This window comes from Arthrobacter sp. SLBN-53 (assembly GCF_006715585.1).
Lineage (GTDB): Bacteria > Actinomycetota > Actinomycetes > Mycobacteriales > Mycobacteriaceae > Mycobacterium > Mycobacterium neoaurum_A.
This window is the reverse complement of the sequence record NZ_VFNN01000001.1, coordinates 1,252,404-1,267,141: the sequence shown is the minus strand read 5'-3', so window position 1 is coordinate 1,267,141 and position 14,738 is coordinate 1,252,404. Positions and strand designations below refer to the sequence as shown.

At 65.8% G+C, this 14,738-nt stretch carries 15 protein-coding genes; 6 read left to right on the top strand and 9 right to left on the bottom strand.

Going from position 1 to position 14,738, the window contains the following annotated elements:
* The first annotated feature begins 41 nt into the window (after window positions 1-41).
* A complete protein-coding gene (locus FBY28_RS06005; protein WP_216847525.1) occupies window positions 42-383 on the top strand; it encodes a hypothetical protein in 342 nt (113 codons plus the stop codon).
* Entirely contained in the window at window positions 380-1,219 is an 840-nt protein-coding gene (locus tag FBY28_RS06000; RefSeq protein WP_141865112.1) for an SDR family NAD(P)-dependent oxidoreductase, read from the top strand. Before FBY28_RS06005 ends, FBY28_RS06000 begins: the two co-directional genes overlap by 4 nt.
* A gap of 20 nt (window positions 1,220-1,239) precedes the next feature.
* On the opposite strand, the gene FBY28_RS05995 is transcribed toward FBY28_RS06000, so the two are convergent.
* The 4 genes from FBY28_RS05995 to FBY28_RS05980 form a co-directional block, all read right to left on the bottom strand.
* Entirely contained in the window at window positions 1,240-1,626 is a 387-nt protein-coding gene (locus FBY28_RS05995) for a VOC family protein (RefSeq protein ID WP_141865110.1), read from the bottom strand.
* Window positions 1,623-1,928 carry an ArsR/SmtB family transcription factor gene (locus tag FBY28_RS05990; protein ID WP_141865108.1) on the bottom strand — a complete coding sequence of 102 codons (306 nt, stop codon included), beginning with the start codon at window positions 1,926-1,928 and terminating at the stop codon, window positions 1,623-1,625. The genes FBY28_RS05995 and FBY28_RS05990 overlap by 4 nt, the downstream gene beginning before the upstream one ends.
* Before the next feature lie 107 nt (window positions 1,929-2,035).
* Window positions 2,036-3,334, bottom strand: coding sequence for a hypothetical protein (locus FBY28_RS25970; protein WP_216847524.1), 1,299 nt, complete (start codon window positions 3,332-3,334; stop codon window positions 2,036-2,038).
* A 113-nt stretch (window positions 3,335-3,447) separates the two neighbouring features.
* The gene (locus FBY28_RS05980) at window positions 3,448-5,793 is read right to left on the bottom strand and encodes a C39 family peptidase (RefSeq protein WP_141865106.1); all 2,346 of its coding nucleotides are present in this window, start codon (window positions 5,791-5,793) and stop codon (window positions 3,448-3,450) included.
* Window positions 5,794-6,159: 366 nt separating this feature from the next.
* On the opposite strand from FBY28_RS05980, the gene FBY28_RS05975 reads away from it, so the two are divergent.
* Window positions 6,160-7,416, top strand: a complete 1,257-nt coding sequence (locus tag FBY28_RS05975) for an ammonium transporter (RefSeq protein WP_141865104.1) — start codon at window positions 6,160-6,162, stop codon at window positions 7,414-7,416.
* Here the strand turns inward: FBY28_RS05975 and FBY28_RS05970 are convergent, their stop codons facing one another.
* From FBY28_RS05970 to FBY28_RS05960, 3 genes are all read right to left on the bottom strand, one after another.
* Complete coding sequence (locus FBY28_RS05970; protein WP_216847523.1) at window positions 7,417-7,959, bottom strand: DUF4333 domain-containing protein; 543 nt, start codon at window positions 7,957-7,959, stop codon at window positions 7,417-7,419.
* Between the two features lie 104 nt (window positions 7,960-8,063).
* Window positions 8,064-9,515: a neutral zinc metallopeptidase gene (locus FBY28_RS05965; RefSeq protein ID WP_141865099.1), complete on the bottom strand. Its 1,452-nt coding sequence runs from the start codon at window positions 9,513-9,515 to the stop codon at window positions 8,064-8,066.
* Between the two features lie 74 nt (window positions 9,516-9,589).
* Window positions 9,590-10,162 (bottom strand): TetR/AcrR family transcriptional regulator, encoded by a 573-nt coding sequence (locus tag FBY28_RS05960; protein WP_141865098.1) that lies wholly within the window; start codon window positions 10,160-10,162, stop codon window positions 9,590-9,592.
* 177 nt (window positions 10,163-10,339) lie between these two features.
* Between FBY28_RS05960 and FBY28_RS05955 the strand changes: the two genes are divergently transcribed.
* On the top strand, window positions 10,340-10,609 hold the full coding sequence (locus FBY28_RS05955) for a hypothetical protein (protein WP_216847522.1): 270 nt from the start codon (window positions 10,340-10,342) through the stop codon (window positions 10,607-10,609).
* Window positions 10,610-10,668: 59 nt separating this feature from the next.
* Here FBY28_RS05955 and FBY28_RS05950 read toward each other — a convergent pair whose 3' ends face one another.
* A complete protein-coding gene (locus tag FBY28_RS05950) occupies window positions 10,669-11,550 on the bottom strand; it encodes a DUF1295 domain-containing protein (RefSeq protein ID WP_174241546.1) in 882 nt (293 codons plus the stop codon).
* 29 nt (window positions 11,551-11,579) lie between these two features.
* Window positions 11,580-12,230 carry a TetR/AcrR family transcriptional regulator gene (locus tag FBY28_RS05945; RefSeq protein WP_141865096.1) on the bottom strand — a complete coding sequence of 217 codons (651 nt, stop codon included), beginning with the start codon at window positions 12,228-12,230 and terminating at the stop codon, window positions 11,580-11,582.
* Between the two features lie 105 nt (window positions 12,231-12,335).
* Between FBY28_RS05945 and FBY28_RS05940 the strand changes: the two genes are divergently transcribed.
* Complete coding sequence (locus FBY28_RS05940; protein WP_141865094.1) at window positions 12,336-13,577, top strand: CaiB/BaiF CoA transferase family protein; 1,242 nt, start codon at window positions 12,336-12,338, stop codon at window positions 13,575-13,577.
* Entirely contained in the window at window positions 13,577-14,722 is a 1,146-nt protein-coding gene (locus FBY28_RS05935; RefSeq protein ID WP_141865092.1) for a thiolase family protein, read from the top strand. The genes FBY28_RS05940 and FBY28_RS05935 overlap by 1 nt, the downstream gene beginning before the upstream one ends.
* The last annotated feature ends 16 nt before the right edge of the window (window positions 14,723-14,738 follow it).

The window sequence follows — 14,738 nt, the reverse complement described above, 5'->3', positions numbered from 1 at the left end:
GGTGTTGACTTTCCCCTTAGGGGAAGCCCGACGGTGGCGCCATGACCACAACCGAATGGGATGCTCTCCCAGACCCCGTAAAGACATTCATGACCACACACGCCACCCCGGAGGACGGCCGAGCGGTCGCCACCTTCACCGCCGACGCCGTGGTGACCGACGAGGGCCGCGACTACACGGGCCGCGATGAGATCGGTGCCTGGCTGGCCGCGTCGGCCGGTGAGTTCACCTACACCTCGGAGTTCGTCGGGGCGACCAGGACCGACAACGGTGTTGACGTGACTCAGCATCTGGCGGGCGACTTCCCCGGCGGGGTAGTCGACCTGCACTTCCGCTTCACCTTGGACGGCGCGTCGATCAGCCGATTGGTGTGTGAGGCATGAGCAGGCGATGGTTCATCACCGGCGGGACGCCCGGCAACTTCGGGATGGCGTTCGCCGATGCGGCCCTGGAGGCGGGGGACCGCGTGACGATCACCTCCCGGCGCCCGCAAGAGCTGGCGGAATGGGCCGATCAGTACGGCGATCGGGTTCTCGTGGTGCCGCTGGAACTCACCGATGCCGCCCAGGTGCGGCGGGCGGTACTGACCGCCGAGGAGCGGTTCGGCGGTATCGACGTACTGGTCAACAATGCCGGCCGCGGCTGGTACGGATCGATCGAGGGCATGGACGATTCGGCGTTGCGGGCCATGTTCGAACTGAACTTCTTCGCCGTGCTGTCCGTGACGCGCGCGGTGTTGCCCGGGATGCGTGCCCGCGGAAACGGCTGGATCGTCAATGTCTCCTCGGTGGCAGGGCTGGTGTCGGCACCCGGTTTCGGCTACTACAGCGCGACGAAGTTCGCCGTCGAAGCCGTCACCGATGCGCTGCGTGTCGAGGTCGCCGGGCAGGGCATCTCGGTGTTGGCGGTGGAACCGGGCGCCTTTCGCACGAACGCCTACTCCGGATTCGCCAACGAGCCGGTCGCCGAGCCGATTTCGGAGTATCACGACATGCTCGAGCAGGTCCGTGCAACCTTCGTCGAGATGGACGGTGTTCAGCCAGGTGATCCACATCGCGGTGCCCGTGCGGTGATCGCCGCAATGGCTCAGGACCCGCCGCCTCGGCGTCTGGTGCTGGGCAACGGTGGATATGAGGCGGTGATCGATGAGCTGGAGCAGACCTTGGCAGAGCTGCGCAGAAACGAAACACTTTCTCGTAGCGCCGATTTCCCCGACTGAGGGGTGTGCCCGTGACGGGTTCAGGCGGTCTGTTGGATCTGGATGAGGTTGCCGCAGGTGTCATCGAGCACGGCGGTGGTGACCGGTCCCATGGTCACCGGATCTTGGGTGAACAACACGCCGATCTCGCTCAGGCGTCGATGCTCGGCATGGACGTCGTCGACGGAGAACGCGGTAAACGGAATGCCGTCGGCGGCCAGGGCCTGCTTGAACGGCCGAACCGCAGGGTGTTCGTCGGGTTCGAGGACGAGTTCGGTGCCGTCCTGATCCTCCGGCGACACCACGGTGATCCATCGGTGGTCACCCATCGGTACATCGTGTTTCAGTCGGAAACCGAGGACTTCGGTGTAGAAGCGCAGCGCCTTGTCCTGATCGTCGACAAAGACGCTGGCCAATGTGATTCTCACGATGATCCTTTCGCTGGTGTCGAACCGGTGGCGGGCTTGTCGAGCCATCGCTCGACGATCGGTCTGAGCGGTGTGGTGTCGATGTCATGAAGTTTGTAACGGCCTGCACGTCTGGTCTTCACCAGGCCGGCGTCCTCCAGGACATCGAGATGCTGCGAGATCGCCTGTCGTGAGGACCCGAGTCCATGCTTGGACGCCAGACGCGCGCAGATCTCGAACAGGGTCTGCCCGTCGCGCTCGGTCAACTCGTCGAGGATCGTGCGGCGTGTGGGATCTGCCAGTGCCTTGAAGACATCACCCACCCACAAGATGTTATGCAAGCAGCCACTTGCATGTCAACGTCCTGGATCGCCCTACCCGAGGCGGATTGCTTTTCGCCGCGGGCGAATCGGACTCGCGCGTAGTCCGATCACCCCTGGCGTCGTCGCCGAGCGCTCACCACGGCGCCGATCACGGCCAGCACGGCGATGCCGCCGAGACCCGCGGCGACCCAGGCGAGCACCGGCGTCGACGAGTCGGCCTTCTCCGCGGTGCTGCGCTCCTCGGCCTGCAGGCGGTAGCCGGGGGGCAGGTCGGTTCCCGGTGTACTCAGTCCGGGAAGCCGATCGGTGAGCGAGACGGTGAAGCTGCGCCGTCCGGAGTCGGTGGGGCCCCAGGTGCCCCACGCCGGTGTCTCCTCGTCGAGCAGCACCTTGGTCAGTGACCGAGCCGGATCGTCACCGAGGTCGACCACCTTCTTGACGACCACAGGCTTGTACGACGCGTCGCCGAGTTTGAAAGACACCAACACGTTTTCATACGTTGTCGGCACGGCGGGCTTGGCGGGCGGGGGTTGACCGGGCGCGGGGACATAGCCGCCACCGGAGAAGCTGCCCACCGACACGTTTGTCACCCGGCCGGCCGGATCGTTGACCACCGCGGTGAAGCTGTGCACCCCCGCCTGCGGCACGGTGAGCACCGTCGGCCGCAGCGGCGCGAGCTCGGTGATGTAGGGTCGCCCGTCCGCGACGTAGGCGATCGTCACCGGGGTGCGGTACGGACTGATCAGCATCGGCTGATACCACTGGGTGTACTGAACCCAGGACGAGTCCCATTGAGTGACGACCGAACTGGATTCCGAAAGGTATTGCGACTCGACGAGGCTTTCCAGCTGCTCGATCTGCGTCACCGATGCTTCTGTGGCCTCGCTGAATTCGGGCTCCGCACGTGTTGCCGTCTCCAGGTCGCCGGCATCGATGTCGGCGATATCGGGGGAGGCGATGTCGGGGTTGGTGTCATCGGGGTTGGTGTCAGCGTCGGGCGACTGCTCGGAGGGCGCCGGATCATCGGCGCCTGGCTGGGTGTCGGGGTCTGCGCCGGGGGCGTCGGAGGGAGCGCCCGGATCGTCCTGCTGGGCGCCGGTCTCACCGGCCTGGTCTGGCTCGGTATCCGGCGCTGAGCCCAGCGCAGGTTCGGGTTCGGGCTCCGGTGCGGGTTGTGGCTCCGGTTCCGGAGCGGGCTCCGGCTCGGGCTGGGGCTCGGGCTCGGGTTGCTGTTCCGGCTCTGGCTGTGGTTCTTCTGCAGGCTCCTCCGCGGGTGGCGAGTCGACCTGCACGGTGCCGTCGTCATCGTCGTACGGGTCGGCCACCGCGACGGCCGGAACGGCGAAAAGGGTTGCGGTTGCGGTGATGGCGGCGGCTGCGGTGAGCCGGACTGTGCGGGAAGACATGAGGATCCTTGCCTGGAGTGGGGGCGACCGGGGTGCAGTGCGCGGGTGGCTGCGAGATCAGGCGGGTGATGCGGCGTGAACCGCCCCATCACCCGCCTGCGAAATACTCGGCCTCAGCCGGCGGCGCTACTGTCGCGTTCGGCGGTGGTGAGGGCGAAAAGGCTCGTCTGCCAGGCTTTCATGAACTGATCGAGTGGCACGGCGAGTCCTTGGCCGTGAACCGGTGCGCTGTCGTTGAGGTAGACGACGCCCTTGGTCATGTTGACGCTCAGGACGGTGACGGCGTGATTGGACACGTCCAGCCCGTCCCAGTACCGCGCAAAGCGATCACCCAAGAACTGCTTGTTCCACGCGTCGTAGATCACTTTGTTGTTGACGCTGACGATCACCGACTGGCCCTGGTCCAGCGCGGCAGTCATATTGTCCAGCGCCAGCGATCCCTCGTTCTTCAGATACGTGGTGTAGTCGGCATTGATGCCGAATCTGTTCAGCAGGGTGATGACGTCCTCCCGGAATGTTCCCCCGTTTCCCTCGGTATAGATCGGCTCACCCACCTTGATGCCGCTGGGCAGCGTCTCTGCCAACTGCTGCACCTCGGCGGCGATCGCATCCATGTCGACCGGCATACCGTTTGCGGTCAACTGGGCGATCACGGCCGCGGTGGCCATCAGCGCACATGTGCCGAAACTGCCCTGGTACTTCCAGTATTGGTAGTTGGCAAGGTAGTTCCCGTACTCGGTATCACCGGACGATGGCGGGCCAATGGGCTCCGGCTGTGCGATGCCGAAGGTGCGAGATAGATCGTCGCTGAGGTCGGTGATGTTCTCCTGGAAGACCTGGACCTGGTGCACGAACGCGGCGGCGACCCGCGAACCGATCTGCTGAATCGAGGGTAAGGACCAGACCCATCTGGTCTCGGATGCGTCCGGTGCCACGTTCGGTGAGCTGGTGAGCTGGGTGGTGATCAACTCGTACTTCTTCGACCCCCAGGCATCCATGAAGTCGTCGTAACTCAGCACCAGACCCTGCCCGTCGTCCCGGGTGGGGTCGTTGATGGTGACCGTTCCGTTGACGTTGTCGACACCGATGACGACAACGATCTTCTCTCGCACGCCCGCGCCACCTGATATCGGGCCGGTGATCGGGACGATCATGGCCTTGGTCGGGTCTGCCAGGCCGTTGGTGAGGTCGTTGAATGCCTTGCTCGCCTGGTCGGTGCCGTAGTTGCGCAGGATGATGCGAACATCCTTGTCCTGCAGCACTTCATAGCTGTCCGTCCAATAGACGATCCGCATGTCGGGACCGAGATAGACCATCGTGCCGGGTTTGACCAGGCTTGCGGTCTTCGCCGCCGCGGCCAGGAAGCCCGGAAGGTCCACCGCGCCGTGGGTCAACTGCGCGTAGGCCATGGCCACGGTCGCCAGTCCGGCTGAAAGGAAGTCGCCGGATTGCACGAAGTACTGCGCATTGCCTGTCGGGTTACCGAACGGCAGCGACCGGGTGATCACCTCCTGGGTGAACCCGAGGATGCCGATCACATCGTCGCGCAGCGCCGTCAGGCTGCGCTGGAACCCGTAGAGCTGGTTCATCACGGCGAAGTACAGGTTGGTGCCGAGTTCCTGCAGCCCGCGCAGCAATTCTTCGGGAGTGGGCAGGCCGAACGGGTTGCTCGCCTGCGCTACCGCAGCGGCAGGAGTGACGGCCGGGGAGAGCGCCGCCACGCGACCCACGGCGCTCGAGGTGGAGGCCAGCGTGTAGAAACTGGCGCCGGATGATCCGGAGATGGTGCTCAACCCGCTGTCGGTGACCGCCGGAGTGGCCAGGGCAGTGCTGTCGGGGTCCGGTGACGTGGACGTCGACGAACCGTCCGAGATCACCGGGGAACTGGTGGCGGGTGCTTGCGGAGTGTTTGTGGACTCGTGCGCGCCGCCGGTACCCAGCGTGCCGCCCTCGTCGACGGTCTTGACTTCTTCGACGACTTCCTCGGTGATGACCTCTTCGGAGACCGCCTCCTCGGCGCCTCCGTTGGTCTCCGTGGTCTTTTCGGAGGCTGCATCATCGTCGTCGAGACCGGAGCCGCGGGTGGGGGATGCCGCGCCCCAGCTGTCGTCGGAGTCGCCGGCTTCGTCGGAGTCGTCCTTGCCGCGCGAACCGACGCTGTCCTCGGAATCGTCCGACGAGGAGGCGACAGTCTCGCGCGACGATCCACCGCTGCTTTTCACCGGTCCTGCGGAAGACGCCCCCGCGTCGGAGGACGACGAATCCGAACTGTCGGACGACCCGGTGCGGGTGGGACCCGAGGGTGCATCCGAGTCGGCGGCGGCGATGGCCGCGCCGCCGAGCATCACTGCCCCCATGCCGAGGGTCATCGCCCCCGCGCCGAGCCACAGTCGTGCTTGCTGGGCTCGGCGTTCACCCGTGCAGTCCGGATGTGCTTCCCGTGTCCCGTCCACCGTCATCAATTGCTCCCCGATCCTGGCTTGACGCTCTCGTAAAAATTGCTGAGCGAACCGAAGAATACGCAATACTGAGTTAAATCCGCTGGTCAATGACGGTTTTTACGGGTAGTTGCAGCTATGGCAAATCGTCCGCAGGAAAGCGGTCGGCGAATGACCTAGGTTTGCCGCCCACAATTGCATCGCTGGCTAAGTCCGTGCGCCGGCTCCTGGGTGTTCCGGCAGTCGGGGCGGCGCCCGCGGGAGCCCCCCGCAGCGTTCGGTTGCCGTCGTCGCTGTCAAGTAGCTGAAATAGGCCGATCGGGAGATCACGGGCGCGCACGCTGTGTCATAGTCGTCCGGGCGTTTTGCCCCGACGAAGGAGCCCGCGTGCAGATCGACCCCGCCGCCACCGCCTGGTTGCTCGTCAGCACCGCGATGGTGTTGTTGATGACCCCGGGTCTGGCGATCTTCTACGGCGGTATGGTCCGCTCCACCGGCGTGCTGAACATGATCATGATGAGCTTCATCGCCATCCCGGTTGTGACGGTCACCTGGATCGTGGCCGGCTACAGCCTGGCCTTCGGCACCGACGCCGGGGGTGGACTCATCGGCGGGCTCGGCCACCTCGGGCTGTCCGGTATCGATGTGTCCGCGGTGCGCTCCAATGTGCCCGAGTTGCTGTTCGTGACCTTCCAGTTGGCGTTCGCCATTCTCACCGCGGCTCTGGTCAGCGGCGCGATCGCCGACCGCGCGAAATTCTCGGCGTGGACGCTGTTCGTCGCGCTGTGGACATTGGCGGTGTATTCGCCGGTCGCCCACTGGGTTTGGGGGCCGGGCGGGTGGCTTTCGGTCTTCGGCGCGCTCGACTTCGCGGGTGGACTGGTTGTCGAGATCGTCTCGGGAGCATCGGCTTTGGCGCTCGCGCTGGTCCTCGGCCCGCGCATCGGGTTCAAATCCGAGGCCATGCGCCCACATAATCTTCCGTTCGTCCTGCTCGGCGTCGGGCTGTTGTGGTTCGGCTGGTTCGGATTCAATGCGGGCTCCGCCTTCGCCGTGGATGGCAAGGCCGCGGTGATCTTCCTGAACACTCTTGTCGCCGGGTGCCTCGGCATGCTGGGCTGGCTCGCAGTCGAGCGCTTCCGTGACGGACACCCGACCACCTTCGGCGCAGCTTCCGGCGTCGTTGCCGGCCTGGTCGCCATCACGCCCTCGTGCGGGTTCGTCTCACCGCTGGGCGCCGTGTTGGTCGGTCTGGTGGCAGGCGTGGTGTGCTCGTATGCGATCGGGTGGAAATTCGCTGCCGGATACGATGATTCGCTCGACGTGGTGGGAGTGCATTTCGTCGGCGGGGTGGTCGGTACCTTCCTGATCGGTCTGCTGGCCGCCGAGGCTGTGTCGGGCGGTCCCGAAGGCCTCTTCTACGGTGGCGGGATCACTCAGTTGGGCAAGCAGACCTTGGGCATCGTCGTGGTCGCCGCGTTCGCGTTCACGGTGTCGTTCCTGCTGGGCAAGGTGATCGACGCGACCATGGGGTTCCGGGTCACCCGCGAGGACGAGCTTTCCGGCATCGACTTCACCCAGCACGCAGAAACGGCGTATGCCGAAGGCGTGCACGGCCAGCAGCACAAACGTCCCGGTACCTGATCACCGCGGCCCGTCCACGGCGAACGTGCCGTGGTCGTCGGTGAACTCGGCATACACCTGCCGGATGGCACCGTCGATCTCGACGTCACAGGTGAAGCTGTCGCCCTTGGCGGCCGACGGATTCTTGCCGCCGTTGCACCGCAGTGCGCTGATGGAGTTGGCGCCGTATCCGTTGATCGGGTCCGACAGGATGGCGCGTACCCCCGCCTCGGCCGTTTCGACCTTGATCACCGGAGCGCGGTCGAATCCGAACTGCCAGATACCGATACCCATGCCGAAGACGGCGACGGCTGTCAGTCCGGCGATGATGATCGTGCGCCGGTGGTCCGGTGTCCGCTGTTGCCGTCGATGTCCACCGGCCTGCTGGTCCGGCCGGAGCAGGTAGCGGTTCGGGTCGACCGGCGGGCGCTGTGCCGGTGTTGGCGGTGGGGCTGTCTGCGGTGGCCGACTCGGCTGCGGTGGCTGTCGAGGTGGTGCGGGCGGCACCTGATACCGGGGTTGAGGTCGTTGCGCCGGCGGCCCCTGGTTGGGCGGGTATGGCATCCGCGGGGATGCCTGCGGAGGGGGTCCCGGCGGTGCCGCCCCACCGGGCCGCGCCCACCATGGCTGGGCTTGTCCCGGCGGCTGATTCGGGTTCGGTGGCCGCGTCATGTGGTACCGAACCGCTGATAGCACGTCTCGGCATTGCCACCCAGGCCGGACCGGTACGCCAGGATCCTGGTGAAACCGGCCGGCGCGGTCACGCCGTTGACATCGCTGGCCGCCAGACCGTTGGTCAGCAGCCCGGAGATCGCCTCATCGGTGTCACCGGCCGACAGTGTAAGTGTGCCGCCGGGTTCGGCCATCCGGCCCTGCGCTACGCCGGTCAGGCACGCGGTGCGCAGCGCCGTCACGGCCGTATCCAGCGGGTCGCCCCGTTCCTTCTGCAGGGCAAGGGCGTACCGGGATGTCACGATCGACAGCGCGGTGTTGTCGCCCTGCAACAGTACGCCCTGGTCCTCGGCCTTCGGGGTCCCCAACGCCTGCAGGGTGGGGAGGTTGACGTTCACGGTGTTGGTCGATGGGCAGTAGGACGCTGGGGAAACCGTTTGTGCGTCAGGGCAGGTCGCCATGTCGAGGTTCAGTGACGGCGGGCTGGCCGGCTGGTAGATCTGGGTGAGGGTGTCCATCAAGCTGGTCAGCAGTTGTTCGTCTATCGGGCTGTCACTGGCCGACGGATCACCGTAGGAGTCATAGGACAGGAACTTCGGGAGATCGCCCTGACGTTGCGTTATCTCGGCCATGTCGATGGCCGCGCATTGATCGGCGTTACCGGCGAAGCCGATCTGGAAGGCGCTGATCCGGTCCAGGGCAGACCCGTGTGCGTCGCCGGTCAGGATGGCTTCTTCCTGGGTCATCAGCGGGTCTCGGATGTAGATGGCACCGGCCAGAACGTGATTGAGCCCGTCGCCGGTGCTCAGGTCGAATCGCGGTGACTTGCCCGATGCCACCCAGTGCAGATAGACGCCGGCGAAACAATCGGCCTGTTGCTCCTTGACGAGCACGGGCGTTGCCTTCTCGACCAGGTGGGCCTTGGCCTGCACGGCGTGGCCGAACTCATGGGCGATCACCCCGACCACGCCCATATCACCGAAGTACTGCGCTGCGCCGGGGATGAACTGGCCTCTGTCCCAGGCCATCACATCGTCGCCGAAGCAGTAGAAGGCGTTCGACAGGTCGTAGAGATCGTTGCCGCAGACGGTGGGTGACGCGGGATCGGATGCGTCGTAGGACACGAGTCGCGACACCGGGCCATAGGTACCGCTGAGAGCGCCCTCCCAGTTCTGTGACCAGAAATCCTCAAGGTCGTCGACGGCCCGCAACACCAACTGGTCCACCGGGCCGCCATCGCTGTTCTCGGCGACGCTCACCGGCGGGGGAGCGTCGGGGCGTGGCCCGCTCGGTCCGTCGCGGGCGGGCAGTCCGCCGGCGCGCTGCGGGTCGTAGAGCATGGATACCGGGCGGCCGTCGAGCACCGTCGAGGCGCATCCGGACAGGATCAGAACGAGGGCGAGCACCCCGCCCAGCCAGGCGCTACGGCCTGCGAACCGTCGATCCATGGTCGAAGGCTAACAAGCCGAGGTGCGCAACCGCCGCCCGAGATGATCCGTTGACCACGGGGGCCGACCCACCGTCAGCTCTGCGCGGGGACCAGGATGCGCCTGGCCACTGTCAGGATGTGCCGGCTCAAAGTGGCGTCGTCGACGTCGGTGACCAGTGGATGGATCAGGGCCGCGCTCAGTGCTGCGGACATGACCGCCGCATTCACCCGTGCAGCGGGATCGGTTCCGGCGCCGAGCAACACCCTGTGCAACCGGCCCATGAATTGAGCGAACGGTGGGTGCTCATCGAGCAGGCGCACCACGACCGGGTCGTACTGCAGGACGCGAGTCAGCCTGCGCCGGGTGACCATTCGGTCGACGACGCGGGCCAGCAGGATGTCGCGGGCTGCTTGCGGATCGGGTTCGGCCTCGGCGGCTTCGACCGCGGGTGCCAGCGCGGCGAGCTCACTCGCCATGACGGCGATGACAACCTCGTCCTTGCTCTTGAACTGGTGGTACACAGCGGCTTTGGTGACCCCGACAGCATCGGCGATCATCTGTAACGAGGTGGCGCTGACGCCATGTTCCCCGAACAGTTCCAGCGATGCTGCGATGACGCGTTGCTGGGCGACGCTGTAGTCGCCCGATCCGCCGGTTGAGCTCACCGGTCCAGGGTAGCCGCTCGGCTAGTCGCACCCTTGTCGGCGCCGGCCGATGCACCGAGTCCCCAGACGCCCATGAGAGCCCGGTCACAGATGGCACGACGATGTTTAGGCCCTGGAAACCGGCGGTAACCATCGAGTCGTTCAGGTAGGTGTTCTCACAGAACAGGATGACGTCTGATGAATGTGAATGTGAAGAAGCTGATCGCGGGCGCAGCCGTTGCCGGTGGCCTGGTCGCCGGACCGCTCGCGGTCGCCGGTGTCGCTGCCGCCGAGCCTCACCCGATGCCGCCGGCTCCGCCCGCCGGACCGTCCGTCGGCACCGCGCCGGCCTGGGCTCCGCCCAAGCCCGTGGACCCGGCGTGGGCGCAGGGCCAGCCTCAGGTGTGGGACAGCGGATGGAACCACTGGGGCGTGTGGATCAACAACGTCTTCGTGCCCACCTACTGAAAAGACCCATCCGTCGAACGGCTGCCTTCTGTACAGGGGGCAGCCGTTCGGCGTATAGGTCAGTATTTCGGCGGCCGCGGGACGAAGCGCGACACCCGGTCGATGACATCCTGGTAGTCGGGACGACGGGTCAGGCTGCGTTCCTCCATCATCGGGATGCTGGCACCGAGGAACATGGCGAGCATGGCCAGCGCGCCAAGGCTCGACAACCACCAATACTCGGGTGCGGCAGCGATACCGAACAACGCCAGTGCCGCCCAGAAACTGAACTCGCCGAAATAGTTCGGGTGCCGCGACCAACTCCACAACCCCTTGTCCATCGCCTGGCCTTCCCGGCGTTCGGCGACGAACCTGTGCATCTGCACGTCGGCGACGAGTTCCAGCGCCACCGCGCCGACCCCGATGACCAGCGCCACCCAGTACAACCAGGTCAGACCGGAACCCGGCCGGGTGATGGCGATGTACACCGGCACCATCGCGAGGAAGACCTGCAGTGTCGGGATGAGATGGATGGCGACCAGATCAGCCACGATCTCGAATCGTCCGGCCCGCTGCTTGAACATCGGGTAGCGCCAGTCCTCGTGATGCAGTCCTGGGAATGCGTAGACCCAGTTCGCGGTCAGCCGGAGGGCCCACAGCACGATGACGACGGTGATCAGCCACGCGCGCAACGGATCGACGTCCGGGGCCGACCGGTACCACCAATAGAACAACAACAGCGGCGGGATGCCGCTCCAGTAGGCGTCATAGAAGCTCGAATTGCGATAGATCCGGCTGAACACGAAGATCACCAGGGTCGCGAGAACGTCGGCGATCAGGGTGTCCAGCCACAGGATGGCCGTGGACGGACCCCACCACAGCCACGCCGCGGCCACCGCCACCGCCACGAGATAGGCGCCGGTGACCAACCCGAGTGAGCGCGCTTTGCCGATCGTCGTCATCGTCGGAGCCTACGACGGCGCGCGAACCGTCAGCCGCCGTTGGTGATCCCGTGCGCGATGAAATCCCACATCTCGTCCGCGCTGACCGAATCGTCGGCGGTGTCACCGTCACCGGACTGCGCGAAGGTCATGACGGTCTGCATCGTGATCCGAGCGATCCGGCGAGGGTCGGCGAAGGGCCGCAGCCTGTCCGCCGCTGCCGCGTCGGCCATCAAGTCCGACAGCAGGTTCAGCACGGGCGCCTGGGCCACCATCACCTCGGCAGGATGGGAGACCGACAGCCGGGGCGCGACATCGCTGAACAGCGGGCGCTGCACGGCGGCCTCGGAACGTGCGGACGTGAACAGTAATCCGACGGTCATCCGCAGGCGCTGGACCGGGTCGGTGTGCCCGGCGATGGCAGTACGAATCTGATCGGCCAGTTGGCCAAGCGCATCCTCGAACAGTGCGAGCAACAGTTCATGCTTGCCGTCGAACTGCAGGTAAAAGCTGCGCAGCGACTGTCGGGACCGGTCGACCACCTCCTGGACGGTGAAGTCGGTGCTGCCCTTCTCGGCCATGATCGACTGAGCGGCTTGCAGAAAGCGCTCCACTCGCTGCGCGGCACGCAGCTTGGCCGGCCGAAGCGAGCGCTCCACGGCGCGTTGCTTCCAGGCGGGTTCGGTGTCGCTGTCGGTCACCGGGCCAGGATACTTCCGATCTCGTTTTGTGAGAATCGCATTCTGCATCAGCGTTGCCACGGGTCGTGTCCTGCCGGTCGGCATCGGCATGGTTATGTGATTTGTGTGACAGGTCCACTTGCCGGCATCACGATCGTTGCCATGGAGCAGGCGATATCGGCGCCGATGTGTACCAGGGTGCTCGCCGACTTCGGGGCCCGGATCATCAAGATCGAGAATCCCGACGGCGGCGATTTCGCCAGGTCCTACGACGATGTCGTCAACGGCATGGCCGCGCATTTCGTCTGGGCGAACCGGGGCAAGCACTCGGTGACGCTGAACCTCAAGTCACCCGCCGGCCTGGACGTCCTGCACCGCCTGCTGGCCGGCGCCGATGCCTTCGTCTCCAACCTCGCACCCGGCGCCACGGACCGGTTGGGCGTGGGTCCGCAGGATCTGCAGCGGCGACATCCGCACGTGATCCCCGTACAGATCGACGGGTACGGGGCCGGGGGCCCGCTCTCGGGTAAGCGCGCCTACGACCTGCTGGTGCAGGCCGAATCCGGAGCATGTGCGACCACCGGGCATCCGGGCATGCCCGCCAAACCGGGTCCGCCGGTCGCCGATATCACCACCGGCCTCTATTCGGCCCTGTCGATTCTCGCGCTCCTGGTGGGCCGTGCCGCAGGCGGTGGCGATGCTGCGCCGGCGGTCTCGGTCAGCTTGTTCGACACCATGACCGACATCATGGGATATCCGCTGACCTACGCCCAGCATTCCGGAATGGACCAGCAGCCCTTGGGAATGGGTTCACCGGCCGTCGCGCCGTACGGAGCGTTCGGAACCCGCGACGGACACACGGTGGTGCTCGGAACCACCAACGATCGAGAGTGGCAGCGACTCGCCCGGGAGATCATCGATCGTCCCGACCTGGCCGACGACCCGCGCCTGGCCACCAACGTCCAGCGGTGCGCGCACCGTGAGGAACTCAACACTGCGATCGAATCATGGTGCGCTCGACACGATCTCGAGGACATCCAGCGAACCGCCGATGCCGCCGGGATTGGGAACTCACGCTTCAACACCCCCAGCGAGGTCGTCAATCACCGGCATCTGACGGCACGCGACCGGTGGCGGGCTGTCGATACTCCGCACGGTGAGATCACCGCGTTGCTTCCGCCCCCCATCATCACCGGCTTCGAACTGGGCATGGGAGCGGTTCCGGGACTCGGTGAGCACACCGATACCGTGCTGGCCGAAATCGGTTACAGCGAAACAGAAGTGGCCGCCCTGCGCGATGCGGGTGCAATCGGGCCCGAATTCACCGACACCAGGGCGCACCCGCCCACGACGAAGGAGCAGGCGTAATGCGCGAGACCGTCATCGTAGGAGCCGTGCGCACCCCGGTCGGAAAGCGCAACGGTGGTCTGTCCGAGCAGCACGCCGCGGACCTGTCCGCCATGGTGCTCAACGAACTGTCCGAACGCACCGGCGTGGACCCGACACTCGTCGACGACGTGGTCTGGGGCTGCGTATCGCAGGTGGGTGATCAATCGAGCAACATCGGTCGCTATGCGGTGTTGGCGGCCGGCTGGCCGGAATCGATCCCGGGCACCACGGTGAACCGGGCGTGCGGATCGAGTCAACAGGCGCTGGACTTCGCTGTGCAGGCCGTCATGTCGGGCCAGCAAGATGTGGTGGTCGCCGGTGGAGTCGAGGTGATGAGCCGCGTCCCGCTGGGAGCGGCGCGCACCACAGGACAGCCATACGGACCGAAAGTGCTGGCCCGATATGAGGATTTCACCTTCAATCAGGGTCTGTCCGCCGAAATGATCTGCCAGAAGTGGGAGCTCTCGCGGGGGCGCTGCGATGAGTATTCCGCGCGGTCGCACGAGCGTGCCGCTGCGGCGCAGGATTCCGGTGCCTTCATCGACCAGATCGTGCCGGTGTTCACCGAAACCGACGTGATCACCCTCGACGAGGGTGTCCGACGAGGCACCACGGTCGATACCCTTGCCGGTCTCAAACCGGCTTTCACCGAGGAAGGCATCATCCACGCCGGGAACTCCTCGCAGATCTCTGACGGTGCTGCAGCGCTGCTGGTCATGAGCTCCGACCAGGCGCTGAACCTGGGTCTGACGCCGCTGGTCCGCTATCGGGCGGGGGCTGTCACCGGAGCCGACCCGGTGCTGATGTTGACCGCTCCCATTCCGGCGACCGAGAAGGTGTTACGCAAGGCCGGCGTCGGGATCGACGAGGTGGGTGTGTTCGAGGTCAACGAGGCGTTTGCGCCGGTTCCGCTGGCCTGGCTGGCCGAGACCGGGGTGGACGAGGCCAGGCTCAATCCGCTCGGCGGCGCCATCTCATTGGGCCACCCGCTCGGCGCATCGGGTGCGGTGCTGATGACCCGGATGATCCACCATATGCGCGACAACGGTATTCGGTACGGGTTGCAGACCATGTGTGAGGGCGGTGGGACCGCCAACGCCACCCTCGTCGAGCTCGTGGCCTGAGCGAAAGGAGCCTGCA

Bases quoted from the DNA above. Each gene is read 5' to 3' on its own strand.
- FBY28_RS06005 (WP_216847525.1), top strand. From the start codon at position 42: ATGACCACAACCGAATGGGATGCTCTCCCAGACCCCGTAAAGACATTC.
- FBY28_RS06000 (WP_141865112.1), top strand. From the start codon at position 380: ATGAGCAGGCGATGGTTCATCACCGGCGGGACGCCCGGCAACTTCGGG.
- FBY28_RS25970 (WP_216847524.1), bottom strand. From the start codon at position 3,334: ATGTCTTCCCGCACAGTCCGGCTCACCGCAGCCGCCGCCATCACCGCA.
- FBY28_RS05980 (WP_141865106.1), bottom strand. From the start codon at position 5,793: ATGACGGTGGACGGGACACGGGAAGCACATCCGGACTGCACGGGTGAA.
- FBY28_RS05970 (WP_216847523.1), bottom strand. From the start codon at position 7,959: ATGCCATACCCGCCCAACCAGGGGCCGCCGGCGCAACGACCTCAACCC.
- FBY28_RS05965 (WP_141865099.1), bottom strand. From the start codon at position 9,515: ATGGATCGACGGTTCGCAGGCCGTAGCGCCTGGCTGGGCGGGGTGCTC.
- FBY28_RS05955 (WP_216847522.1), top strand. From the start codon at position 10,340: ATGAATGTGAATGTGAAGAAGCTGATCGCGGGCGCAGCCGTTGCCGGT.
- FBY28_RS05950 (WP_174241546.1), bottom strand. From the start codon at position 11,550: ATGACGACGATCGGCAAAGCGCGCTCACTCGGGTTGGTCACCGGCGCC.
- FBY28_RS05935 (WP_141865092.1), top strand. From the start codon at position 13,577: ATGCGCGAGACCGTCATCGTAGGAGCCGTGCGCACCCCGGTCGGAAAG.